Here is a 23,076-nt window from a genome sequence, read left to right as displayed (position 1 = left end):
TGGCGAAAAGATACTGCGTCCGTCTATTCAATCGTCTCTTGAAAGGAGCCCGACCATGTCAATCGCGCGTCAGGGTGTCGAGAAAACTCTGGCACCAGTGAAAGATGTCGTTGGTTCGCAATTTTTCCATCATCGCCTGCCAGCGTTCCACGCGCGCGTCGCGTGGCATCGAGAGCGCAACTTCGAGCGCCGAGGCCATGGAATCGAGATCATATGGATTGACCAACAGCGCGCTGTCGAGTTCACGAGCGGCGCCGGCAAAGCGCGAAAGGATCAAAACGCCCGGGTCTTCCGGTCTCTGCGCCGCAACATATTCCTTTGCGACCAGATTCATGCCGTCACGCAACGGCGTCACCAACCCGACCTTCGCAATGCGATAGAGCCCGGCCAGGGATTGGCGACCGAGAGACTGGTTTATATAGCGCACCGGTGACCAATCGACCGTGCCGAGTTCTCCGTTCACTCGGCCAGCCAATTCGGCGACCGCTTTTTGCATGGCCGCATATTCGGGCACGTTCGAACGTGATGTTGGCGTGACCTGCAACAGGGTTGTCCGCCCCATGCGCATGGTATTCATCTGCAGAAAACGATGAAATGCGTCGATACGCTGAGTAATTCCTTTGGAATAATCGAGCCGATCGACGCCGATCACGAGATCGCTGCCACGAAGGCTTGCCTTCGTGCGCGCAACCAGAGGGTCGTTCGTCGCGTCGCCTGCCACGCGCTCGAATTCCGCTGTATCAATGCTGATGGGAAAGGCACCGCAGCGGAACACTCTGCCATATGCGCGGCAAAGATCGTTGCCCAATAGCTCTCCAGCCCCCTCTCGCCGCAGGCATTCGGCGAAATTGTCGAGATCGTATCGGGTGTGAAAGCCAACCAGATCATAAGACGAGAGCCCCCGCAGGATCACGTCGTAGACGGGCATGGCAAACAGGATGTCCGCCGGAGGCCAGGGAATATGAAGAAAAAAGCCGATCCTGTTGGCGCAACCGCGTATGCGCAATTCTTCCGCCAGCGGAATTAGGTGGTAGTCGTGAACCCAGATGATATCGTCCGGTTCGATCAACGGCATAAGCAGATCCGCGAAGAGCCGGTTAACCCGATAGTATCCGGACATCTCACTACGGGCGTATTCACTGAGGTCCAACCGACAATGAAAGGTCGGCCACAAAACCCGATTGGCAAAGCCATTGTAGTATTCGGCTATATCTTTCTTCGTCAGATCCGTGAGCGCGTACTCAATGTTTCCGATCCGCTGGCTCGAAAGCGAGGGTATATAAGTCTCCGCGCTCTGTTTGCCCGACCATCCCATCCAGAGACCATTATGTTTCTGCAGCGCTGAATGGAGCGCTATCGCAAGTCCACCTGGCGGAGGATTGCCGTTCTTGTCCGGTAGCGGGACCCGGTTTGAGACAACGATGAGCCGGCTCATCTCGAAGTTCCCTGACTGCAGAGCCTTGAGCAGGCAATAGAGCCCAGACGAGAACGCAAGTCGGCGGGAGAGTGCAATACGGTATCGGCCGACGTAATACCTGGTTCGCTGCCAACCCGGATTGCCGCGCCGCCCTCTTGTTTAGCTGCGACGAACATATCTTCGTCCGTAAGGTCATCACCAATTGCTATAGGCAGTCGGCCCGAAAACTCCGCGGTCTCCATGAAACTTTTGAGCGCATCGCCTTTATTTGCCTTTGCTGGCCGCAGTTCGATCACCATCTTGCCACGTTGGACGTACCAGTCATCACCGGCCACGCGCCGAGCCTCTTCCATCAACGCTTCTACTGCGTGTTGCGCTGCGGGTGCCAGGCGATAGTGGAGCGCCACAGCGGCGCCCTTATCCTCGAAGATCACCTTTTCCGGCTCTGGCCGCCGCAACCTGAGCAGCGCTTTTGCCTCATTGAAGGGCTCTGATGACGCGGTCCCGTATCGGGTTCCATCCGCGAATCGCATCTCCGCTCCGTGAAGGCCGGCAACGGCAAAGCGTTGGGGGGCAAAAAACGCGTCAACCGTCGCGATACTACGTCCGGTCACCAGCGCAAGTGATCCCCCCAGATATCGGGATAGCGCAGCCAGATCGCGGCCGAGATCGTCGGGCACAGCAACTGCCCCCGGCGTCGGCGCGATATCCAGAAGCGTACCGTCGATGTCCAGAAACAGCGCGAAGCGCTCCGGCGAGGTCATGAGCCCTTCAAGTGGATCGGGCTGCTTGTTGCAAACATCACCCGAAGGACATGTCATGTGTGTCACGCACATCTTTCTCGTCCTCTTCTGTGGCGCGAAAGATGTAAGCGGCGTTTTGGCGCGTTCAATATCACTCTGGCACTCCTCCTACCAGAGTGCCAAAAAAATTATTCCACCTCTCTTGCAGCGAGCCCACCGCTTCCTAAATCTTCACCGGCTTCGCAAATTGCGAAGTGCTCATAACATTGTTGTCATTGATCGGAAGGAGCGTTTGCGAACGTATCCGCCTGAGCCTTGTTGGCATGTTCTGAATGGCGGTGCGACAGTGCGGGCGCAACGGCCCTACTGGTAGCATGCAAAATCTCCTGAAGAAAATGGCTTGGGGTGGCCTCAAAGGTGCCCGGGTCGAAGATCGCAAAAACGGTCTTTGATGTTCATGTCCGAACTTCGCTTCTTAAAGGAGGTTTTGATGAAAATCGCACAAATCGCACCCCTTGCCGAACGAGTTCCGCCAAAGCTCTATGGCGGAACGGAGCGCATTGTCTCCTATCTGACAGAAGAACTCGTTCGTCAGGGGCATGATGTCACGCTGTTTGCCAGCGGTGATTCCATTACATCGGCCAAGCTCGTGCGGTGTTCGAATTTGGCCCTAAGGCTTAACCCCGCCGTTCAAGACCCTATCCCCTATCACGTCCTGATGCTGGAAGAAGTGCGCAAGCGCGCCGACGAGTTCGACGTCCTGCATTTTCATATCGATCTTCTGCATTTCCCGCTGATCAGCCCATTCGCTGGCAAGACAGTCACCACGCTGCACGGACGGCTGGACTTGCCTGATCTCAAACCTTTCTACGCTTCTTTTCCGGACGTGCCGCTGGTCTCGATTTCCAACGATCAGCGCCGGCCCATGCCCCCGGTCAACTGGGCAGGTACCGTCTATCACGGGCTGACCTCGGACGTCTTGCCGTTCGCCCAAAAGCCGGAGGGCGACTACCTCGCTTTCCTGGGACGCATTTCACCAGAGAAACGCCCGGACCGGGCGATCGAGATCGCCGCGCGCACCGGCATGAAGCTGAAGATTGCCGCCAAAGTCGACAAGGCCGATGAGGCCTACTGGCAAAACGAAATCGCACCCATGATCGAAAAGCACAAGAATGTCGAATATATCGGCGAGATCAATGAGACGCAGAAAGCCGACTTCCTCGGAAATGCGCAAGCACTTCTGTTCCCGATAGACTGGCCCGAGCCTTTCGGTCTCGTCATGATCGAGGCCATGGCCTGCGGTACGCCGGTCATTGCGTTTGAATGCGGCTCGGTACCCGAAGTCATCGACGACAATGTATCCGGCTTTATCGTCAACGATATTGATGAAGCCGTGGATGCCGTCGGCAAACTCGATCAGCTCGACCGCAAAACTGTCCGCAACACGTTCGACAAGCGTTTCACTGCAAGGAGGATGGCCAATGACTATGTCGACATCTACCGCTCACTCGTCAACAAATACAACAACGTCGGACAAATGCCGCTTCATGCTGCCAATGGAAATGCTGCCACCTTTGCCATCGGCGACACAGCCTGACCCTCGTCTGATAAAGGATTTTCAGCCGTGGATTCCGCGTTAACATTGACCGACAGAAAGGAGCCGGCCTCCGCCGGCTCCGACACCATGCCGACGAGCGGCGTTCCCGAGGCCGCGATCCGCTATGAACGCGGTTCGCGAACACTGAAACACGGCGACACATTCGCCGTGTTTGACAATAATGGTGATGCAGTTTCGTGGCCAGGCAACCCGGAGGGTGTGTTCCACCGGGATACGCGGCACCTGTCCTATCTCAGCCTGACGATCAACGGGCTCCATCCGTTGCTGCTTTCTTCAACATTGCGTGACGACAACGCTACGCTGAACTGCGATCTCACCAATCCTGACATTGTCATCGAGCCTGATGGCGACACGCTTCGCCACGACTTGCTACACATACGGCGGACACGGTTTCTTCTAAACGGAGTCTGCTACGAACGGCTTCTGCTGCGCAATTTCGATGACCGGGAACGCACGATCCGTCTCGATATTGCATTTGCGGCCGATTTCGCCGACCTGTTCGAAATACGGGGCAAGCCCCGCGCCAAGCGCGGGCAATCGGCCCAGCCTGAGGTGGAGGCTGATCGCGTCCGCCTTTCCTATCTCGGTCTCGATGGGCGAACACGTGCAACGATTCTGCGTTTCGGCCCCGAACCCTCGTCAATTGCGGGAGATCATGCCCGTTATCAGATTACCCTTGGGCCACGTGAAGCCCGCTCGCTCTTCATCGAGATTATCTGTGACGAGCGCAGTGAAGAGAAAACTCCACCCCGAAAGACATTTTTCTCCGCACTGCGTCGGGCGCGTCGAGCTCTGCGACGCTCGTCGGCTCGTGCCGCATCGGTGGTGACCTCCAACGAAATTTTCAATGAAGCCGTCCGCCGCAGCGTGGCGGACCTCTATATGCTCATGACCGACACGCCCGAAGGCCCGTACCCCTATGCCGGCATCCCCTGGTTCAGCACAGTCTTTGGTCGCGATGCGCTGATAACCGCCCTCGAGACGCTTTGGCTTGACCCGGCAATCGCCCAAGGCGTCCTAAAGCATCTCGCCGCCAACCAGTCGGTTGATTTCAATCCAGAAGCCGACGCCGAACCAGGCAAGATCCTCCACGAGACGCGCTTCGGCGAGATGGCGGAACTTGGTGAAGTTCCCTTCCGTCGCTATTACGGCAGTATTGATTCGACCCCGCTTTTCGTCATGCTGGCGGGCGCCTACCTGCAAAGGACAGGTGACCTCGAAACCTTGCGTGGCCTGTGGCCCAGTATCCGCGCGGCGCTGGATTGGATTACCCGGTTTGGAGACCGGGACGGTGACGGCTTCGTTGAATATGGCGCCCTCACCGGGAAGGGTCTGGCCAATCAGGGCTGGAAGGACAGTCACGACTCCGTGTTCCACGAGGACGGCAGGCTTGCGACAGGGCCGATCGCCCTGGTGGAGGTGCAGGCCTATGTCTATGGCGCCTGGCGGGCGGCCGCGATCATTGCCCGCCAGCTGGGTAAGGACGATGACGCCTTGAGTTTCGACCGAATGGCCGAGACATTGCGCATCAACTTCGACAAAGCGTTCTTTGACGAAGAGCTGCAAACCTATATCCTGGCGCTCGACGGCGAAAAGAAACCTTGCCGCGTCCGCTCGTCGAATGCCGGTCATGCGCTGTTCACGGGGATTGCTTTTCCGGAACGCGCCGAGAAGGTCGTCCGGACCCTGATGGCGCAGTCATCTTTCTGTGGCTGGGGTGTACGCACTATTGCCGCCTCCGAGGCACGCTACAATCCGATGAGCTATCACAACGGATCGGTCTGGCCGCATGATAATGCGCTGATCGCTGCCGGTTTCGTGCGGTACGGCTACCGGGCCGAGGCAGCACGCATCTTCGAAGCACTGTTTGCCGCATCGACCTACATCGATCTCAGGCGACTGCCCGAGCTCTACTGCGGCTTCGTTCGCCAGCGCGGGAAGGGGCCTACGTTCTACCCCGTCTCGTGCATCCCGCAGGCTTGGGCTGCCGCAGCACCGCTCTTCCTGCTGGCGACAGTAATCGGTCTCGGTTTCGATCCACGCGCCTGCCAATTGACGCTGAACCAGCCTGTACTGCCATCTTTCACCGATGAAGTTGTGCTTCGAAACCTGCGGCTCGGTTCGGCATCGGTGGAGATCGCTTTGCGCGGTACCCAATCGAAGGTGGTCGTTGACGTTCTCGAACGAAAGGGAGAGATCAAGGTGTTGACGACCAACTGAGAGCTTTGGCAGAGCCGCCGCGGCCTTGGGCTCGAAAACGCTCACAGATTTGTGCTTGGAGGCTCGGCCCGTAACCCAAGATCAACGTTTCATGCTTTTGCGGTGGAGTTCGGCTTTAGGTCGAAAAAGGCTCTCGCCCAAGAAGCCGCGCTCTACGCCATCCTTTCCACACGAACAGGAGGAAGTGTTGATGCCGATGACACGTGAAGAAGTTGAAGCCGTTCTGGGTCCGGTCGATGACGTGCTTGTCGCCGATCTTATTTCGACCGGTGCATCAGCCGAAGAGCTCAGGGAGGCGTGGGCATGGTTCAACAGCGATGAAGCGCTGATTGGAGCCGGGCGCCCTCTCCCCAGCTCACGAATCGGCGAATTGATCGACATGCTTGACGAAAGGGAAGATGACGGCGCCTGAGTGGCGACCGTTGCGTCTACCAGGCCAAGTCGCCGCGGCACGGGTCGCCGCGGCGATCTTCTTGTTCATTGGATCGAAATGACCCCGTCTACAGCTACCCAGTCCGACGGTTCAATCAGATGGTTGTGGGCAACTCGCACTGAATGGAGCGGCCCTTGTAGCGTTTCTGACCAGAAATCCAAGAAAGCGCGGAGTTCCGGAAAGTGCGGCGCCAGATCATAATCTTGCCAGACATAGAGTTGCAAAAGGCCGGGATGGTCTGGCATTCGATAATGGATCTCCGCCGTCGTCAAACCATAACCTTCCATCTGCATCAGGAATTCCCGGCTGACTTTCGAAATCACTTTCTTCCATCCTCTTTAGACATGCATGTCTACGCTATGCTTTTTGTCGTCTCTCGCGTCCTGCAGTCGAGCCCCGCACGGTCGCGCCTGTGCGTCCAGCCGCTGCAGCGCCTCCATAATGACGTCAAATGGGATTGGCTCAGGTGAGCCGGGTCGCTGTCGGAGCGCCGGGTTTGACTCGATAGCACAGGCATCGGAAACCCACGCCGCCAGAATCGCTCGTTTCTCATCCCGATGCAGTATCCGGCTTTTTAACACCTCGTTGGGATGAGAAAAATACTGCGCCGGTGACAACAACCGATCAAGATCCGGGTCTGTTGCGGACTGCAGCGATGACGGAATGCCCGTCAATTGCTTTCGCCTTTCCATCGATATTCTCCATCCAACACAACATTCTCACAAATATCAGTGACGGATTTGCGGAGCACTTACCCCGCCGGAAAAGTGATTTTGGTATTTTTTTGAGGTGATTCAAGACAGAACGACACTCGTTGGAACAGAAATATCCTCAGAATTTCAGGGCCGTAGCACCTCGTGCCTCAGAGTGCTGATTTTTTAACTCACCCTCTTGAAAAGATAAATTGGCGAACCCAGCTCATTTTCCGCGCTTCGCCGAAAGGGATGCGCGAGCCCCGCTCCGGACCAACCGGTTCGGAGCGGAGGAACCTCTCTTTAATCTGTTTGTCCTGAAGGAGAACGATATGACGTTCCGTCCACTACATGACCGCATTCTGGTCCGCCGCATTGAGGCTGAAGAAAAGACCAGGGGCGGCATCATCATTCCTGACACCGCCAAGGAAAAGCCGCAGGAGGGCGAGGTCATCGCCGTCGGCCCCGGCGCCCGCAACGAAGCTGGCCAGATCCAGGCACTCGACGTCAGGCCCGGTGACCGCATCCTGTTCGGCAAATGGTCCGGCACCGAGATCAAGATCAACGGCGAAGACCTGCTGATCATGAAGGAAAGCGATGTCATGGGCATCATTGAAGCCCAGGCCGAGCAAAGACAGGCCGCCTGAGTTATCCACCCTACGTTCATCAGTCAGATAGCTGCCTATTGAGGAGTTAAAGAAATGGCTGCGAAAGAAGTCAAGTTTCACACCGATGCCCGTGAACGCATGCTGCGTGGGGTCGATGTGTTGGCCAATGCGGTGAAGGTCACGCTTGGTCCGAAGGGCCGCAATGTGGTGATCGACAAGTCCTTCGGTGCTCCGCGCATCACCAAGGACGGCGTTTCGGTCGCCAAGGAAATCGAGCTGGAAGATAAGTTCGAGAACATGGGCGCCCAGATGCTGCGTGAAGTGGCGTCAAAGACCAATGATCTGGCCGGCGACGGTACGACCACCGCGACGGTTCTTGCCCAGGCAATCGTCAAGGAAGGCGCCAAGGCTGTCGCTTCCGGCATGAACCCAATGGACTTGAAGCGCGGCATTGATCTCGCTGTCGACGCGGTCGTCCAGGAACTCAAGACTAACGCCCGCAAGATCACCAATAATTCCGAGATCGCTCAAGTCGGTACCATCTCGGCCAATGGCGATCCGGAGATCGGCCGCTATCTTGCCGAAGCGATGGAAAAGGTCGGAAACGAAGGTGTGATCACGGTTGAAGAGGCCAAGACCGCCGAGACCGAACTTGAGGTCGTCGAAGGCATGCAGTTCGACCGCGGGTACCTCAGCCCCTATTTCGTGACAAACCAGGACAAGATGCGGGTCGAACTCGAAGACCCCTATATCCTCATTCATGAGAAGAAGCTCTCCAACCTGCAGGCGATGCTGCCGGTTCTCGAAGCCGTCGTCCAGTCCGGCAAGCCGCTCCTCATTATCGCTGAAGACGTCGAAGGCGAAGCGCTTGCAACGCTCGTCGTCAACAAGCTGCGTGGCGGCCTGAAGATCGCTGCCGTCAAGGCTCCGGGTTTCGGCGACCGCCGCAAGGCCATGCTCGAAGACATCGCTATCCTTACCGGTGGCACCGTTATTTCCGAAGACCTCGGTATCAAGCTTGAAAATGTCACGCTCGAAATGCTCGGCCGGGCCAAGAAGGTCGCGATCGAGAAGGAGAACACAACCATCATTGACGGCGTCGGCCAGAAGTCCGAAATCGAAGGCCGCGTCGCCCAGATCAGGGCGCAGATTGAGGAAACCACGTCCGACTACGACCGCGAAAAGCTGCAGGAACGTCTTGCCAAGCTCGCCGGCGGCGTTGCCGTCATCCGCGTGGGCGGCTCGACCGAGGTCGAAGTGAAGGAGAAGAAGGACCGCGTCGACGATGCGCTGCATGCGACCCGCGCCGCTGTCGAGGAAGGCATCCTGCCGGGCGGTGGTGTTGCGCTGCTGCGTGCTGTCAAGGCTCTCGACAATCTCAGTACTGCCAATCAGGACCAGAAGGTCGGCGTCGAGATCGTCCGCCGTGCGATTGAGGCTCCTGTCCGTCAGATCGCCGAGAACGCCGGCGCTGAAGGGTCTGTCATTGTCGGAAAACTGCGGGAGAAAAGCGAGTTCTCTTACGGCTGGAACGCCCAGACAGGCGAGTATGGCGATCTCTACGCGCAGGGCGTCATCGATCCGGCCAAGGTCGTGCGGACCGCTCTCCAGGACGCAGCCTCTGTCGCCGGCCTGCTCGTCACGACCGAAGCGATGATCGCCGAAAAGCCGAAGAAGGAAACCGCATCGGCTATGCCCGCCGGCGCGGGTATGGATTTCTAAAGCGATCATGGGTGGTCCGCCGCACCTGCAGGAGGCGGGCCACCTCACGCCGTTCGGTCAGGTTTCCTGGGTCAAAATCAATGAAGCCACACTTTGAGAAAGGAAGCTTGGCCGCCTTGCTGAAATCCGCAAAGCCGGGAATGTTCTCGATGGCGCAGCCGATCGCGGGTCCGCTCGGAGAATCGTAGTTTCGTAAGCTTATAGTTACGGATTGGCACGGAACCGGATCGCTACGCTTTCATCTGCGCTGCTACTACCGGCCCGTCGAGCATAGCCCGACGAAAACATTGCCAGCCTGATTGCGTCAATCACCGATCTCGACGGTCACTAGTCCGGCGCCCATCGTACTTGGCTCGATCTGAACGGCTTCAGCGATGCGCCACTCGGCAAGGCTCCGATTGAAAAACCGCGTCGGGCGATGCGCGGCCTGCTCGGCCATGCGGTACGGTTTAGCGTGACGGGCGAGGTTATGGCAGCCGGCGAAGGGATCGAACCTATGCTATCGCTGCGATGCGTTTTGCCCGAGATGCCGATCGCGGCTGCGCTCTCCGCAGCTCATCTTGCCGCCATCCTGTCTCCCGATACGTTGCTCTGGCTCTATATAGTCCGCGATGACGATCCGGCGGGCGACGGCGAATGGGATGGGATCGTCGAACGGGCCGTTGTGCTCGGCATCGAAGCGCTGCCGATTTCACCGGTGCTGGAAGGTCTCAAAGAGGATCCGCGCCTGCATGGTCTCGATACCTTCCGGCCTCGATCCGTGTTCAACTCGCGCCACAAGACATGGTGCTAATTCATGGCAAGTCGCAGAAGGGTGCCGAGAATAGCGGCCCGCTGGGCCGATCACCGTAACGTCACGCAGATCGGTTTCGCGCCGGATTGAACCAAGCACGGGCGTGCCGCGCCGTTCAAGCGCAACGACCAGATGCTCGATGTCCTGCCGATCGGAGTCATGGTCTTCCCCGGCACCGGGATTCAGGAGAACCTTGCCGACAAGGCGAGGAAGCTCGGCATCCCGGTTTGGCGGTTCGAATGAACCGCCACGCCCCACACGACAATGTTCGCGTCCGCATCAGTCGGTTTCACCGACGCGGCACATTGACCCGTTGAGGTCCGAGGCGTATGTAATTATACAGCGTATAAATAAGGAGATCGGGATGATCACCGGGCATGTTTTCATCGCCACCAGCCTGGACGGTTTCATCGCCCGCAAGGACGGGGACATCGCCTGGTTGCTGGAGCGCGACGATCCGGCAGAGGATCACGGATATGACGCTTTCATCGAGAAGATCGACATCATCCTGATGGGCCGCGGCACGTTCGAAAAAATGCGCGATGAACGCCCGTGGTTCTACACACGCCCGGTTCTTGTCCTCTCAACGTCGCTGAAAGACCGGGACATACCGGCAGACCTTGCCGGCAAGGTGCGGATTTCAGAGAAATCGCCCGAACAGGTGATGGAGATGCTCGAAGCCGAGGGGCACCGGCGCGTCTATGTCGATGGCGGAAAGGTCATCCAGTCGTTCTTGCGCGCGAGGCTGATCGCCGAGATGACCATCACGAGCGTTCCGGTGCTGCTTGGTGAGGGGCGCACTCTGTTCGGAGCGACCGGCTCGGACATACCGCTCGTGCACGAGGACACCAAGAGCTTCGCCTCCGGTCTCGTCCAGTCACGCTACCGGATCGCCACATGACTCGTCCGCGAGGACGCCCGCATCGGGACAAGGCGCCTGCCTCGCGCGAGCAGATTCTGACGGCCGCGCTTGAACTATTGGATACCGGCGGCGTCGAAGCCTTCACAATGCGGGCGCTTGCCGATCGTCTTCAGTTCAATCCGATGACCATCTACCATTATTTCGGGGATCGCGACGGCTTGATCGACGCCTTGTCCGAACATGTCTATGCAGAGGTTTCCGCGCCAGCCTCCGGCACGTTTCACAACCGGATCAGATCGCTTCTGAATGCCTATCATGACCGCGTGATAAGCCACCCTGGCCTTACATTGCTCATCTTCAGGCAACCCGCAGTCTTTCCCCGGCAGGCACAGCGGATAACCGATGACATTGACCAACTCTTGGTCGAAGCCGGATTGCCGTCGGCACGTTCCAGGCTTTGGCTGAACATACTTGTCGACTTCACCCACGGCGCGGCTATCGCAGCTGCGATGGGCGATAGGTCAAACTCCGCCGTCTCGGGCGCAAAGGACGACTACGACAAAACGCTCACGGAGTTGCTCAAAGGAGTTGAGACCTGACCGCGACAGAGAGCGCCGGCGGAGCGCCCCATGCCGTTGCAAGATTGGTGCCGTTAAGCCAATTCGAGGCTCGTCGACGAGTGTGCTATACTGCTGACTTGCGCTGAGGTGGTGGTGGAGGCGCGACCGTTCGAACCTCATCTTACGGAGACGCCACGACGATTGTTGCTATTCTCGGATCCTTCACGGCAATTGCAGTCCTCTGCTGGTTGCTGTTCACGCTCGCCTTCGTGGCGCCTGCCGCCGTCGCAGGCTTTCATGCCACCCACGGGATCGCCAAACATCTGATGCCATCGGAAACCTGACAGACCGTCTTCTCCGTGATCGGTGTGGTGGCGGTCGGCGTCACAGCCTTCGTGCGCGTGACCTCCATGGCCGCTTTTGGACCTGCAGGGCAGACCCCCGCCAGCATCTGAACGCCCTTGCAGGCGAAGCCGGGACAAGGGTGAGATCTTGTTGCCGTGCCCGTATCGAAGGCTGAGGAATGTGCGTGCGCGGTGCGAGGCGCATCGACAATATCGGTCGAGAGCCGGCGCGCCCGGACGGCATGGCGTAATGAGCCCCGAACAGCGCGACCGGAGCCGAACGCAGAGCGGCTTGCTTCCGGTTCAGGTTGCATCATGGGATATGAAGCGGACTGGCCTGCACAGTGTAAGGCGATTTCCATTGCTTCGCCGGATTTGAACTAGGGTGCTCGGCGTTGCCAATTTCTCCTTGAACAATCCCTGTGAGCCGACCGCTCTAAACGGTTTCTTCAATGGGCCGATCTGGCCGTAGACCGGCTGCACCTCGATCTCCTATGACGCAACGACGCCCGTCAATTTTCTTCCCCTGTCGGCTGCGCCGCTATTCCTCGCACGGCGATAAACCCGCCGGATCGCCATCCTCCGCTGACGCTGCGGGGCGTCGGCAAGGGAGTGATTAGTCGATACCAGGCGTGACCCTCTGGCGCTTCCCCGGCCAGGCCGTGAGTGCGAGATCGATCAGTTGCTTCAGCCGCGCATTGCAGGCGCCATCGCAGGCCTGTGCCGACATGCCCTGAATGATCGCGCCATAGAAGCGCGCGAGCGTATCGGTGTCGGTTTGCGCCGGCAATTCGCCTTCCTCGACGGCCCGGTCAAAGCGGGTTTTGAGGGTCTGCATAGATGCTTCCCGCAGGGCCGCCGTCATCTGTGCGACGGATCCGTTTTCTTCCGCATGCTGCAGGACAGCCGTCGAGACTATACAACCGCGCGGCTTGTCGGGCTGCGTGTCTCCATCAGCGATATCGTAGAGGTACAGCCTGAGGGCGTCGTAAACCGGAAGGGGGGATTGCAGGATTTCTATCCGGCGGCGGCTTTCACGGGCAATGCCGAACTCGAGCGCCTGCTGGTACAGTTCCTGCTTTGAGCCGAACATGGAGTAAAGCGTTGGCGGATTGATCCCCATGGCCTTCGTGAGGTCGGCGGTCGAGGTTCCTTCATAACCGCGTTCCCAGAACAGGCGAGCTGCGATGTCGAGGCCCGCGTCGCGTTCGATCGCGCGCGGTCTGCCACGTTTGCGAGCCGGATTCGACATTAAATAGTGATCCCTATTAAATTATTGACGACGGCATCCCATTAGTTATTATAGTGGTCACTATTTAATTTAGCAACGGAGTGACCCATGACCAAGAGACTGGAAAGCAAGATAGCCCTCGTCACCGGAAGTTCGCGCGGCATCGGCCGGGCGGTTGCCCTTGCATTGGCGAAGGAAGGCGCGGCGCTGATCGGCGTGCACTACACCGCCAATGCCGATGCGGCCAATGCCACGCTTCGCGACATCGAGGCGCTCGGCGTGAAGGCGGTTGGCGTCAAGGCTGACTTGCGAGAGGGCAAGGCGGCGGCCGACAGCCTTTGGGCGCAGTTCGGCGAAGCCGCGCGTGCCGAGACGGGTTCCGCCGCTCTCGACATTCTGGTGAACAATGCCGGCATCGCGCCCGCCCTGCCGTTGAAGCAGACGGATGAAGCCGTGTTCGACGAGGTCATGGCCATCAATTACAAGGCGCCTTTCTTCCTGATCCAGGCCGTGGCCGACCATATTCGCGACAATGGCCGCATCATCAATGTGTCGACCGGGTTCACCCGGATCGCGGCGCCGACGCATCCGGCCTATGCGGCCTCCAAGGGGGCGTTGGAGACCTTGACGCTGGCACTGGCGCCGGAATTCGCCACGCGCGGAATCACGGTCAATGCCGTTCTGCCGGGGGTGACGGAAACGGACATGAATGCCGCATGGCTGGCATCGCCGGACGCGCGCGCCGGCGCGGAGGCCCTCTCGGTCTTCTCACGTGTCGGAAAGCCGGAGGACATCGCCGACGTCATCGCCTTCCTGGCATCGAACGAGGCGCGATGGACGACGGGCCAGATGATTGATGCGACCGGCGGCGCGCGAATCTGAACGACCCTCGCTACGCGGCCATGAGAGGCAGTCCGCTCATGGCCGTGGCGAGCACATCGTAATCAAGATGCGCGCGCCGGGGCGAGGATGTCGCAAAGCTGTCAGATCAGCTCAATCCCTCCTCCTCAAGCGCCTGCATGACCGAAGGCATCGCCTTCATGCGGGGGAGGCAGTTCTGCAGATTTGCGGGCAGGTCAACGCCGCTCCGTGGCGCGACCATCAGGACCCAGAAGAGATAGCAGTCGGCAATCGTCATCTCGGAACTGATCAGGAATGCCTTGTCGCCCATCTGATCGGCGAGAAGCGCGAAGGCCTCCCCGATCTTCTCCCGGGCGCGCTGCTTTTCCGGTTCAGGGAAATCCCTGAAGAACGGGGCGTAGGCGCCGTGGATTTCGCTGGACATGTACCCTGTCGTCGCACAGGCCAAGAAGGAGGGGTTGCCGCTGGAGCCGTTCACCGTGCACGATCTGCGGCGCACCGGGTCGACGCTGCTAAACGAATTGGGCTTTAACAGCGATCGGATCGAAAAGTGCCTGGCGCATGAGGACGGGCGCTCATCGCGCGGCGTCTATAACAAGGCGGAGTATGAAGTGCAGCGCCGGCATATGATGCAGCAGTGGGCGGATACTGTGGATGCCTGGATCGATGGCCGGAAGTATGCTCCCACGCTTTTGCCGCAAGCTATGCCCTTGATGGAGCTTGATCCTGCCCTTTGACGGGGCGGGTTTTACGCTTGGTGACATCGGGGTGTTGGGCGCGCCGGATCGGCGCAGCCCGCCGTGCCATCAGCCAAGCCTCGACCTCGGCCAAGTCCCAAACGACGCAACGCGGAGAGAGCGCAAACCGGCGGGGAAACTCGCCACGCTGCTCCATTTCATAAATGGTGCTGTCAGCCAGAGGGACCATTTCACGTAGCTGCTGGCGCCGAATCGTTCGACGAAAATTTGGAGTATTCATTCTATGTCCTCCGATCATCATGAGAACCATAGAAAGCGATAGAAGCTGAATGTGAAAAGTCCTTGCAGGCGCTTGTGCGGTAATATCGCGCTATGTCGTGCAAATCGGATTGATCTTGGAAGAAACGCCTCCCATAACCGTCCACGCAGTTATGCAGCCCGCCTGTCACGTTCCCAGCCGTCTTCCTGATCGTATGATGTTCAATCAATTCGTTCCCGAAAGGTCGAGGGGCTTTGATTGCTCGGCCGAGACCGGTCGCGAAAGGAAGCCATCAATCAACGTCAGAATTATTCCAACAAAAAGCCCGGTACCCAATACAAATATGAGGGAAATATTATCGCCGCGATCGATTGAACGTATTGCTGCGGGGAGCACTGCAAAAATTGTCACGTTATTTAGCGTTTCAGCAAAAGCAAGTACCATGCCTTTGCTATGCCCAGATCGCTCCGCCAATATCGTTGTGCTGCTTGGCGCGCCGGCGCCGAGTGCAAATCCCCATAGGACTAGGCAAGTTACGGCCCCGATGAAAGGGAGAGCGACTGTGGTGAAGGCTGCGATCGACAGCGCAAGTAATGCAGTTATCGCGATGAGTGATATTTCTTCTCTGCCGCATAAACGGCGTATCCAGCCCGCAGACAGATTTCCGATGCCTAAACCGAAACCAAACGCAGTAACCGTGACGCCAATTTCTGCTGTGTTCAAGTTGTAACGTTGCTTGAGCATTTCCCCCGAGAGTAGGAAAGCGGCCACGCCTGTTCCATTCCAGGCACCCTTGGCTATCAGCGGGCGCATTACATTCCATTTCTTCATCCAATGAAAATGCACTGTAGTTCTGGCGAATGAGGGTGAATAGTTACCGGGGGTCGTTCTGGAGCCCATAATGAACGCCAAAACACATCCGCTTGCGCTCGTGAGAAAAGGCAGTCGCCAACCAGCCCATTCGGTGAGCACGCCTGCAAGGGCTGGACCCAGCGCAATGCCGAACGTCATTCCAAGCATGACGAGGCCCATCGCACCAGCCTGTCTTTCCCTGGGGACGATTTCGGAAACCAGGGCGAACGCCGTCGGAACGATTACAGCAGACGCTAACCCACCGAAGACTCTGAGAACCATTGCAATTTCGATAGTCGGGGAAAATGCAATTCCTATTCCATCGATAGCAAAGGCCAGAAGTGCAAAGAGTAGGAAGCGAACACGGTCGATACGGTCTGAAAGATATCCCAGAATAGGAGCCGCCAAAGCATAAGTGAAGGCGTAGCCGGAGATTAGCCACGAGGCACGGGCCGGAGACGTGCGGAATGCCTCAGCTAGTGGTCCAAGCATTGCCGAAAGCATGAACTCGCTTGCGCCGACGAAAAAAACCGCCAAGGCTAGGATAGCGAGAAAGGGTCTGTGCTGGTTGGACGTCTCCGACGTCTTTTCTGATGTCCTTACCATTGGTCTCTTGCTCTCTTTGAAGCTGTTTCAGACAAAAATACGTCTTCGCGATCGCGATCGCGTTTGGGCGGGATGAATTGACGGTGGGAGGGGTCGAGAGAGGGATCTCGCGACAAGGCCAGATGGATCAATATCCTATCTGGATCGGCTCAGAAATGTTTGTGAGTATATCGACGAAAAGCAGCTTAAAATTAGCTGTCCACGCTGGTCCGCGTTCCGATACAAGTCATCGTATAAGTCGACCTTAGTGCTGCTGTCAACGTGCTGAGGTCGGAACAGTGATCGGGACCTGGCCTTCTCTTGGGGTTGCTTGCCGCCAGAATGGGCGAATTTAGCCGCTGGTGTTGGGATAGAGCACATAAAGGTGCCCGATAGCGCGGCCGATGATGACGGTCGAATGCTTGCGCCTCAACAAACCGAAGCCAGTTCGTCGCTCGCCGTACCCTAGGTCCAATTCGAGCTACTAACGTCGACTTCATATGTGACATCGATTATCTATAATCTATGACCAAAGAGACAGACGAGACCATTTCCGACCGGATCGCGCGTATTCTCGCGGATCGGATCATATCGGGCGCAATACGGCCCGGCGCGCGGTTGCGGCAGGATCATGTCGCGGCGGAGTTCAGCGCCAGCCACGTACCGGTGCGCGAGGCCTTTCGCGCGCTGCAAAAGCAGGGGCTGGCGGAGAGCGAGCCTTGGCGCGGGTTCCGCGTCACCGAGTTCGATATCGCCGAATTGCGCGAGGTCGCCGAGATGCGGGCGAGCCTCGAATCGCTAGCCCTACGCCATGCTGCGCCGAACCTGACGCGGGCAATTCTCGATGAGGCAGAAGAGGTTACCCGGCATGGCGATCGCGCCGGCAATGTCCGCGACTGGGAGGCCGCGAACCGCAGATTTCATCATCTGATCCTGGCGCCGTGCCACATGCCGCGCCTGCTGCGCACGATCGACGACCTGCAGGCGGCAAGCGCACGCTTCCTGTTTGCCGCGTGGCGCAGCGACTGGGAGGCGCGCACAGACCACGACCACCGTGCCATCCTCGATGCCCTGCGGAAGGGTCAACCCGAGTTTGCCTGTTCAACGCTAGCACGCCATGTCGGCTGGATCGGCAAGCGCAAGCCGACATCAAAAAATGCCGATCTCAGAGAGACTTATGAGATTCCTGGTTGATTATCTATAATCTGTATTGAAGGCATGGAGGTGTCTCCGAAATTATAGATAGCGTCGAAACCTATCTTCGGAGAACCGCCTCATGGCCTTGCTCACCCCCACCCTGACCCGCCCGGCATCGCTCTGGCGCGGTGCAGCCCTTACGCTCTTCGGCGCTGTGCTGATCACGATCGGCGCCAAGGTGCAGATCCCGTTCTGGCCCGTGCCGATGACACTGCACACGCTTGCGGTGTTCTTTCTGGCCGCGGCGCTCGGTCCCCGTCTCGGCTTTATGGCCATGGCCGCCTATCTAGCCGCCGGGGCGATGGGCCTGCCGGTGTTTTCCGGCTCGCCGGCGCGCGGGATCGGGCTTGCCTACATGGCGGGGCCGACCGGCGGCTATCTGCTGGGCTACCTGCTCTCGAACCTCGTGATCGGCCGGCTGGCCGAAGGAAATGGCCCGATGCGGCTGGCGCTGGCGATGCTCGCAAGTCTCGCCGTGGTCTATGCCTTCGGCCTGGCATGGCTCGCATTGTTCGTGCCGGCCACCGGCCTGATCGCCGCCGGCCTCGCCCCGTTCATCCTCGGCGATCTGATCAAGATCGCGCTGGCGGTTTCCCTGATCACCGGCCTCGGCCGCCTCAAGGGTCGCGTGGCATGACTGGCGAGAAGATCAGAACCGACTGGACCATGGACGAGGCGCGGGTGATCCACGCCCTTCCGTTTCCCGACCTGATCCACCGGGCGCAGACCGTGCATCGGGCCCATTTCGACCCGACCGCGATTGAGACGGCGAGCCTTCTCAGCATCAAGACCGGCGGCTGCCCCGAGGATTGCGGCTATTGCTCGCAATCTGCCCACCACCGGACCGGCGTCAAGGCGACGAAGTTGATGGCGACCGACGATGTGCTGGAAGCCGCCCGGCGCGCGAGGGACGCGGGCGCGCAGCGCTTCTGCATGGGCGCTGCCTGGCGCAGCCCCAAGGACCGCGACATGGACAAGCTCTGCGCCATGGTGCAGGGCGTCTCGGAACTCGGGCTCGAAACCTGCATGACGCTCGGCATGCTGAAACCGGATCAGGTGGCGCGGCTGAAGGCGGCCGGGCTCGATTTCTACAACCACAATATCGATACCTCGCCGGACTATTATCGCGAGATCGCCACCACGCGGACGATGGCGGACCGGCTGGAGACGGTCGAGCATGTCCGCAAGGGCGGCATCAGGGTCTGTTGCGGCGGGATCGTCGGCATGGGCGAAACGGAAGAGGATCGCATTGCCATGCTGGTGACGCTCGCGACCCTGCCAGCCCATCCCGACAGTGTGCCGGTCAACCTGTGGAACGCAGTCGAGGGCGTGCCGGTGCAGGAAACCGCAAGGCCGGTTGATTCATTCGCGCTCGTCCGCCTGGTGGCGCTCGCGCGCATCCTGATGCCGGCCTCCGTGGTGCGGCTTTCAGCCGGCCGCACGGGGATGAGCGACGAGTTGCAGGCGCTCTGCTTCCTTGCCGGCGCGAATTCCATTTTCGTTGGCGATCAGTTGCTGACGACCGGGAATCCTGCGTCCTGGAGGGACCACGACCTGTTGCAACGGCTCGGGATGCATGTGGCGCCCGCCAGGCCTCAAGACACCGCCATGGCGGCCGAGTAGCTCAATCAGGCAAGCTTCGGGCGAGGATATCCACCGCCCGGGCAATCTGCCCCTCGTCCAGCGCCGCGTAGCCGAGACGAAGGGCTTGCGGCGCGGCGCGATCAAGGGCGAAGTGCGTTCCGGGCAGCAGCGCAAGCCCGGCCACGCCGGCCCGCTCCGCCCAGGCGTCGGCGGAGACATTCTCGCAGTGCAGCCACAGCGCCAGCCCGCCCGCAGGCCGATCGAAGAAGATCCGCCCGCCCAGATGGGCCGACAGTGCCGACGCCAGGACATCGCGCCGGGCCCGATAGATGCGACGGGCCTTCCGCGCATGGCGGCCGAGATCGCCGTCGCGGATCAGGTCCGCCAGCGCGGCCTCAAGCGGCGCGTCGCCCTGCCGGTCGATGGCCGCACGCGCGGCCGCCATGCGGGTAAGCAACGGCTCCGGGGCCATGGCATAGCCGAGACGGATACCGGGCGAGAGCAGTTTGGAGAGCGAGCCCACATAGATCAGCGGCAGGCCCGCCGGGGCCCGGGCCGCAAGCGGCAGGACCGGGCGCCCTTCGAAGCGGTACTCGTGATCGTAGTCATCCTCGATCAGCGTGATGCCGTACCGCTCGACAGCGTCCAGAAGCTGCAGTCGCCGCGCCGCCCCCATGGTGACCGTGGTCGGATACTGGTGATGGGGCGTGACATAGACCGCCGCGATGCGCGGATCGCTTTCAATCGCCGCCTCAAGCGCCGCGACCGAAAGCCCGCCTGCATCGACGGGAATGCCCCGGACGGCAGCGCCCGCGGCCCGGAAGGCCTCCCAGGCCAGCGGGTAGCCGGGTTCTTCCACGGCAATCGCCTGACCGGGCTTCACCGCCGCCCTGGCCGCCAGGAACAGCGCCATCTGGCTGCCGCGCGTGATCAGCAGCCGCGCCGGATCGGCGACCACGCCCCGGTCCGTGGCGAGATAGGACGACAGCGCGTGACGCAGGGCCGGCGTGCCCCGGGCATCGCCATAATCCGCCCCGCCGCGAAAGGCCGGCGACAGCAATGCCCGGCGGAAGGCGCGCGCCAGCGCCTTGTCCGGCACCAGCCTGGGATCGGGAGCACCATCGCTGAAGGCCAGACGCGGGCGGACGGTTGCGGGCTCAGGGGGCACGGACACCGAAACCGGCTCCGCCAAGCGGTCGGGCAGATCCTCGGCGACGAATGTGCCGCGCGCGGGTTCGGCATGGAGCCAGCCCTGCGTCATGAGCTCCTGGTAGGCGGCGTCAACCGTATTGCGGTGAACGCCGAGCTCGCGCGCCAGCGCCCGCGTCCCCGGCAGACGGGCCCCGGGCTTCAGGCGGCCACGCATGATGTCGCGGGTGATCGCGTCGGCAATCGCCAGAAACAGCGGGCCGGAAGGCTCCTTCTCGATATCCAGCGCAAGCGGTTCCGATGCCATGACAACCGGCCTATCCAAATTTACGAAACTGGCACTTTTGTTCAGGCCGGATATTCGCGAGACACATGGAAAAACGCAAGAGGCCCCCATGTCGAAATCCGCCCTGATTCTGCGCCATCTCGCTTTCGAGGACCTTGGCAGCTTTGGCCCGGTGCTTGAGGAAGAAGGCTACCGTCTCAACCATGCCGAAGCTGGCATCGATGCCTTGCCGGATTCGCGCGACCCCGATCTCGTGGTGGTGCTCGGCGGCCCGATCGGGGTGAATGACACGCAAACCTATCCCTGCATGAAGACAGAGCTTGAGTGGCTGGCCCCGCGTCTGGCAGGCCGCCGCCCGACGCTCGGCATCTGCCTTGGCGCGCAGCTCATGGCGGCGGCGCTCGGCGCGAAGGTCGCCCCGATGCCCCGCAAGGAAATCGGCTTTTCCGCCCTGGCGCTGACGGAGGCCGGCATCAACAGCCCGCTTCGCCACCTGCGGGATGTGCCGGTTCTCCACTGGCACGGCGAAGCCTTCGATATCCCGGATGGAGCGGACAGTCTCGCCAGCACCGCCGCCTGCGCGGCCCAGGCCTTTGCAATGGGCGCAACTGTTCTGGGGCTGCAATTCCACCCCGAAGCAGGCCAACTGCCCGCCTTCGAGCGCTGGCTCATCGGCCACAGCGTGGAACTGGCTGAGGCCCGCATCGACCCGGCCAGCCTGCGTCGCGAGGCCATCGCGCACGGTCCGGCGCTGAGGCATGCCGGCCAATCCATGCTCCGGGCATGGCTGCAGGACTTGCCGGCATGACCGTGATCACCCTTCTGACAGGGCGCGCCAGTCCGCTGGCGGGAACCGACGCGCAAAGCGGCATCATGAAGTCTCCGGTGGAAAGGCCGCTTCGCCTCGGCCAGGAAGGGTTCGAAGGCGACGAGCAGGCGGATCGAAGGGTGCATGGCGGCGTGGAAAAGGCCGTGCATCATTACCCGTTGGATCATTATCCGCTCTGGCGTGAAGAACTCGGCGATCTGCCGGCGCTTGGCGCTCCCGGCGGATTTGGCGAGAACATCTCGGCATTGGGCCCGACCGATAACACCGTCGCAGTGGGGGATGTTTTCCGGCTGGGCACGGCGCTCCTGCAGGTCTCGCAGGGGCGACAGCCCTGCTGGAAACTCAATCATCGTTTCGAGGTGCCTGACATGGCCCGCCGCGTGCAGCAGAGCGGCCGCACCGGCTGGTATTATCGCGTGCTGGAAGACGGACTCGTGAAGACGGGAGATCGGCTTGAACTGGTGGACCGCGTCGCGCCGGACTGGACGCTCCACCGGCTCTGGCATGCGCTTTATGTCGACCGGCTGAACCTGGACGAACTGAAGGGCATCGCAGCCCTCGACGTGCTGGCCGAAGGCTGGCGGAAATATGCGGTGCGGCGGCTCAAGAGCGGTCGGGTGGAGGATTGGCGCAAGAGACTGGACGGCACTCCATGACCTCTCCACCTTTCGTGATATCGATCCAGAGTCAGGTCGTGTTCGGCCATGTCGGCAATTCCGCGGCCGTGTTTCCGATGCTCGCGGCTGGGCTGGAGGTGGCGGCGATCCCGACGGTCATCTTCTCCAACACGCCCGACTATCCGACGTTGCGTGGCCGGGCACTGCCGCCGGAATTCTTCTCGGACCTGTTGCAGGGCGTACGCGAGCGCGGCCTGCCGGAACGCGCGGATTTCATCCTGACCGGCTATATCGGTTCGCTCGACGTAGCGCTGATGGTCGCGGATTTCGTGGCCGAGGCCAAGGCCATCAATCCGCGCCTCACGTATGTCTGCGACCCCGTGATGGGCGACACGGGCCCCGGCCTCTATGTACCGGAGGCGATCGCCGACGTCATGCGCGACCGTCTGCTGCCGATGGCCGACATCGCCACGCCGAACCCGTTCGAACTGAGCTGGTTGACCGGACAGCCGATCGCGACCATGGCGGACCTCAAAGCCGCACGAGCCTTTCTCCACATCGCGCCGGAAGCCCATCTGATCGCTACGGGGTGCGCGCTCGACGATACGGCCGCCGGCCACATTGAAAGCATCGTTTTCGGAGCCGCCGGCGCAAGCCGTCATCCGGTGGAGCACCTGCCGGTCGCGCTTCCGGGAACGGGCGATCTGTTTGCCGGGCTGATCGTCGCGGGGCTCGCACGCGGATTTCCCCTGACGCAAAGCGTCGAGGCAGCGCAGCGCCTTACATCGCGCGCGCTGGACCACGCCTGTGCCCTCGGCGCCAGCGAAGTGGTGCTCAGCGAACAGGAGTTCCGTCGCGCTCTTCTGACGCTCGATTTGTGAATGAGGGTTATTTCATCTGAACTGAGAAGACTTCA

24 protein-coding genes and 2 pseudogenes are annotated in these 23,076 nt (G+C 60.2%); 16 read left to right on the top strand and 10 right to left on the bottom strand.

All coding sequences use genetic code 11. The features are described from left to right. Positions 1–58 precede the first annotated feature (58 nt). Both otsA and otsB read right to left on the bottom strand, forming a co-directional pair. A complete protein-coding gene (gene otsA, locus ABWW28_RS01450) occupies positions 59–1,435 on the bottom strand; it encodes an alpha,alpha-trehalose-phosphate synthase (UDP-forming) (RefSeq protein WP_353390056.1) in 1,377 nt (458 codons plus the stop codon). Then, positions 1,432–2,181, bottom strand: a complete 750-nt coding sequence (gene otsB, locus ABWW28_RS01445) for a trehalose-phosphatase (RefSeq protein ID WP_353390053.1) — start codon at positions 2,179–2,181, stop codon at positions 1,432–1,434. Before otsB ends, otsA begins: the two co-directional genes overlap by 4 nt. A gap of 469 nt (positions 2,182–2,650) precedes the next feature. On the opposite strand from otsB, the gene ABWW28_RS01440 reads away from it, so the two are divergent. The 3 genes from ABWW28_RS01440 (at position 2,651) to ABWW28_RS01430 (ending at position 6,410) form a co-directional block, all read left to right on the top strand. Further along, on the top strand, positions 2,651–3,757 hold the full coding sequence (locus ABWW28_RS01440) for a glycosyltransferase family 4 protein (RefSeq protein ID WP_353390050.1): 1,107 nt from the start codon (positions 2,651–2,653) through the stop codon (positions 3,755–3,757). 87 nt (positions 3,758–3,844) lie between these two features. Next, positions 3,845–5,998: an amylo-alpha-1,6-glucosidase gene (locus tag ABWW28_RS01435; RefSeq protein WP_353390307.1), complete on the top strand. Its 2,154-nt coding sequence runs from the start codon at positions 3,845–3,847 to the stop codon at positions 5,996–5,998. A 190-nt stretch (positions 5,999–6,188) separates the two neighbouring features. Then, a complete protein-coding gene (locus ABWW28_RS01430) occupies positions 6,189–6,410 on the top strand; it encodes a hypothetical protein (protein ID WP_353390047.1) in 222 nt (73 codons plus the stop codon). 65 nt (positions 6,411–6,475) lie between these two features. Here the strand turns inward: ABWW28_RS01430 and ABWW28_RS01425 are convergent, their stop codons facing one another. Both ABWW28_RS01425 and ABWW28_RS01420 read right to left on the bottom strand, forming a co-directional pair. Continuing rightward, on the bottom strand, positions 6,476–6,724 hold the full coding sequence (locus ABWW28_RS01425; RefSeq protein ID WP_112831529.1) for an usg protein: 249 nt from the start codon (positions 6,722–6,724) through the stop codon (positions 6,476–6,478). Between the two features lie 45 nt (positions 6,725–6,769). Further along, on the bottom strand, positions 6,770–7,123 hold the full coding sequence (locus ABWW28_RS01420; protein WP_353390044.1) for a hypothetical protein: 354 nt from the start codon (positions 7,121–7,123) through the stop codon (positions 6,770–6,772). Between the two features lie 332 nt (positions 7,124–7,455). On the opposite strand from ABWW28_RS01420, the gene ABWW28_RS01415 reads away from it, so the two are divergent. From ABWW28_RS01415 to ABWW28_RS01395, 5 genes and pseudogenes are all read left to right on the top strand, one after another. Further along, complete coding sequence (locus tag ABWW28_RS01415; RefSeq protein WP_353390041.1) at positions 7,456–7,770, top strand: co-chaperone GroES; 315 nt, start codon at positions 7,456–7,458, stop codon at positions 7,768–7,770. A gap of 54 nt (positions 7,771–7,824) precedes the next feature. Then, complete coding sequence (gene groL, locus ABWW28_RS01410) at positions 7,825–9,453, top strand: chaperonin GroEL (RefSeq protein ID WP_353390039.1); 1,629 nt, start codon at positions 7,825–7,827, stop codon at positions 9,451–9,453. Positions 9,454–9,892: 439 nt separating this feature from the next. Beyond that, positions 9,893–10,489 (top strand): annotated as a pseudogene (locus ABWW28_RS27595) (SLOG family protein); the annotation flags it as partial. Positions 10,490–10,610: 121 nt separating this feature from the next. After that, a complete protein-coding gene (locus ABWW28_RS01400; protein ID WP_353390036.1) occupies positions 10,611–11,147 on the top strand; it encodes a dihydrofolate reductase family protein in 537 nt (178 codons plus the stop codon). Continuing rightward, positions 11,144–11,707 carry a TetR/AcrR family transcriptional regulator gene (locus ABWW28_RS01395; RefSeq protein ID WP_353390034.1) on the top strand — a complete coding sequence of 188 codons (564 nt, stop codon included), beginning with the start codon at positions 11,144–11,146 and terminating at the stop codon, positions 11,705–11,707. Before ABWW28_RS01400 ends, ABWW28_RS01395 begins: the two co-directional genes overlap by 4 nt. 256 nt (positions 11,708–11,963) lie before the next feature. Here ABWW28_RS01395 and ABWW28_RS27590 read toward each other — a convergent pair whose 3' ends face one another. Beyond that, complete coding sequence (locus ABWW28_RS27590) at positions 11,964–12,329, bottom strand: hypothetical protein (RefSeq protein ID WP_502904569.1); 366 nt, start codon at positions 12,327–12,329, stop codon at positions 11,964–11,966. A gap of 299 nt (positions 12,330–12,628) precedes the next feature. Continuing rightward, complete coding sequence (locus ABWW28_RS01385; RefSeq protein ID WP_353390031.1) at positions 12,629–13,264, bottom strand: TetR/AcrR family transcriptional regulator; 636 nt, start codon at positions 13,262–13,264, stop codon at positions 12,629–12,631. 87 nt (positions 13,265–13,351) lie between these two features. Between ABWW28_RS01385 and ABWW28_RS01380 the strand changes: the two genes are divergently transcribed. Beyond that, positions 13,352–14,125: an SDR family NAD(P)-dependent oxidoreductase gene (locus ABWW28_RS01380; RefSeq protein ID WP_353390028.1), complete on the top strand. Its 774-nt coding sequence runs from the start codon at positions 13,352–13,354 to the stop codon at positions 14,123–14,125. 106 nt (positions 14,126–14,231) lie between these two features. Here the strand turns inward: ABWW28_RS01380 and ABWW28_RS01375 are convergent, their stop codons facing one another. Continuing rightward, positions 14,232–14,528 (bottom strand): glutathione binding-like protein, encoded by a 297-nt coding sequence (locus tag ABWW28_RS01375; protein ID WP_353390026.1) that lies wholly within the window; start codon positions 14,526–14,528, stop codon positions 14,232–14,234. A 1-nt stretch (position 14,529) separates the two neighbouring features. Here ABWW28_RS01375 and ABWW28_RS01370 point away from each other — a divergent pair. Next, positions 14,530–14,841, top strand: a pseudogene (locus ABWW28_RS01370) (tyrosine-type recombinase/integrase); the annotation flags it as partial. Here ABWW28_RS01370 and ABWW28_RS01365 read toward each other — a convergent pair. Continuing rightward, positions 14,807–15,082 carry a helix-turn-helix transcriptional regulator gene (locus ABWW28_RS01365; RefSeq protein ID WP_292059682.1) on the bottom strand — a complete coding sequence of 92 codons (276 nt, stop codon included), beginning with the start codon at positions 15,080–15,082 and terminating at the stop codon, positions 14,807–14,809. The pseudogene ABWW28_RS01370 and the gene ABWW28_RS01365 sit on opposite strands and share 35 nt — an antisense overlap. 204 nt (positions 15,083–15,286) lie before the next feature. After that, a complete protein-coding gene (locus ABWW28_RS01360; RefSeq protein WP_353390022.1) occupies positions 15,287–16,519 on the bottom strand; it encodes an MFS transporter in 1,233 nt (410 codons plus the stop codon). 504 nt (positions 16,520–17,023) lie between these two features. On the opposite strand from ABWW28_RS01360, the gene ABWW28_RS01355 reads away from it, so the two are divergent. From ABWW28_RS01355 to bioB, 3 genes are all read left to right on the top strand, one after another. Next, a complete protein-coding gene (locus ABWW28_RS01355) occupies positions 17,024–17,692 on the top strand; it encodes a GntR family transcriptional regulator (protein WP_353390019.1) in 669 nt (222 codons plus the stop codon). Positions 17,693–17,774: 82 nt separating this feature from the next. After that, positions 17,775–18,332, top strand: coding sequence for a biotin transporter BioY (locus ABWW28_RS01350; RefSeq protein WP_353390016.1), 558 nt, complete (start codon positions 17,775–17,777; stop codon positions 18,330–18,332). Further along, positions 18,329–19,318 carry a biotin synthase BioB gene (gene bioB / locus ABWW28_RS01345; RefSeq protein ID WP_353390013.1) on the top strand — a complete coding sequence of 330 codons (990 nt, stop codon included), beginning with the start codon at positions 18,329–18,331 and terminating at the stop codon, positions 19,316–19,318. Before ABWW28_RS01350 ends, bioB begins: the two co-directional genes overlap by 4 nt. A gap of 1 nt (position 19,319) precedes the next feature. Here the strand turns inward: bioB and pdxR are convergent, their stop codons facing one another. Continuing rightward, on the bottom strand, positions 19,320–20,735 hold the full coding sequence (gene pdxR, locus ABWW28_RS01340; protein WP_353390011.1) for a MocR-like pyridoxine biosynthesis transcription factor PdxR: 1,416 nt from the start codon (positions 20,733–20,735) through the stop codon (positions 19,320–19,322). Between the two features lie 88 nt (positions 20,736–20,823). Here pdxR and ABWW28_RS01335 point away from each other — a divergent pair, with 88 nt between their 5' ends. Genes ABWW28_RS01335 through pdxY form a run of 3 tightly spaced genes read left to right on the top strand, consistent with a single transcriptional unit; the run spans position 20,824 to position 23,041 of the window. After that, entirely contained in the window at positions 20,824–21,522 is a 699-nt protein-coding gene (locus ABWW28_RS01335; protein WP_353390008.1) for a glutamine amidotransferase, read from the top strand. Continuing rightward, a complete protein-coding gene (locus ABWW28_RS01330; protein WP_502904568.1) occupies positions 21,498–22,199 on the top strand; it encodes an MOSC domain-containing protein in 702 nt (233 codons plus the stop codon). The genes ABWW28_RS01335 and ABWW28_RS01330 overlap by 25 nt, the downstream gene beginning before the upstream one ends. Continuing rightward, complete coding sequence (gene pdxY / locus ABWW28_RS01325; RefSeq protein WP_353390002.1) at positions 22,196–23,041, top strand: pyridoxal kinase; 846 nt, start codon at positions 22,196–22,198, stop codon at positions 23,039–23,041. The genes ABWW28_RS01330 and pdxY overlap by 4 nt, the downstream gene beginning before the upstream one ends. The last annotated feature ends 35 nt before the right edge of the window (positions 23,042–23,076 follow it).

The sequence above is a fragment of the Brucella sp. NBRC 14130 genome, from assembly GCF_040371715.1.
GTDB classification, from domain to species: Bacteria; Pseudomonadota; Alphaproteobacteria; order Rhizobiales; family Rhizobiaceae; genus Brucella; species Brucella intermedia.
The sequence above is the reverse complement of the archived record's forward strand: the minus strand, read 5'-3'. Positions and strand labels throughout refer to the sequence as shown.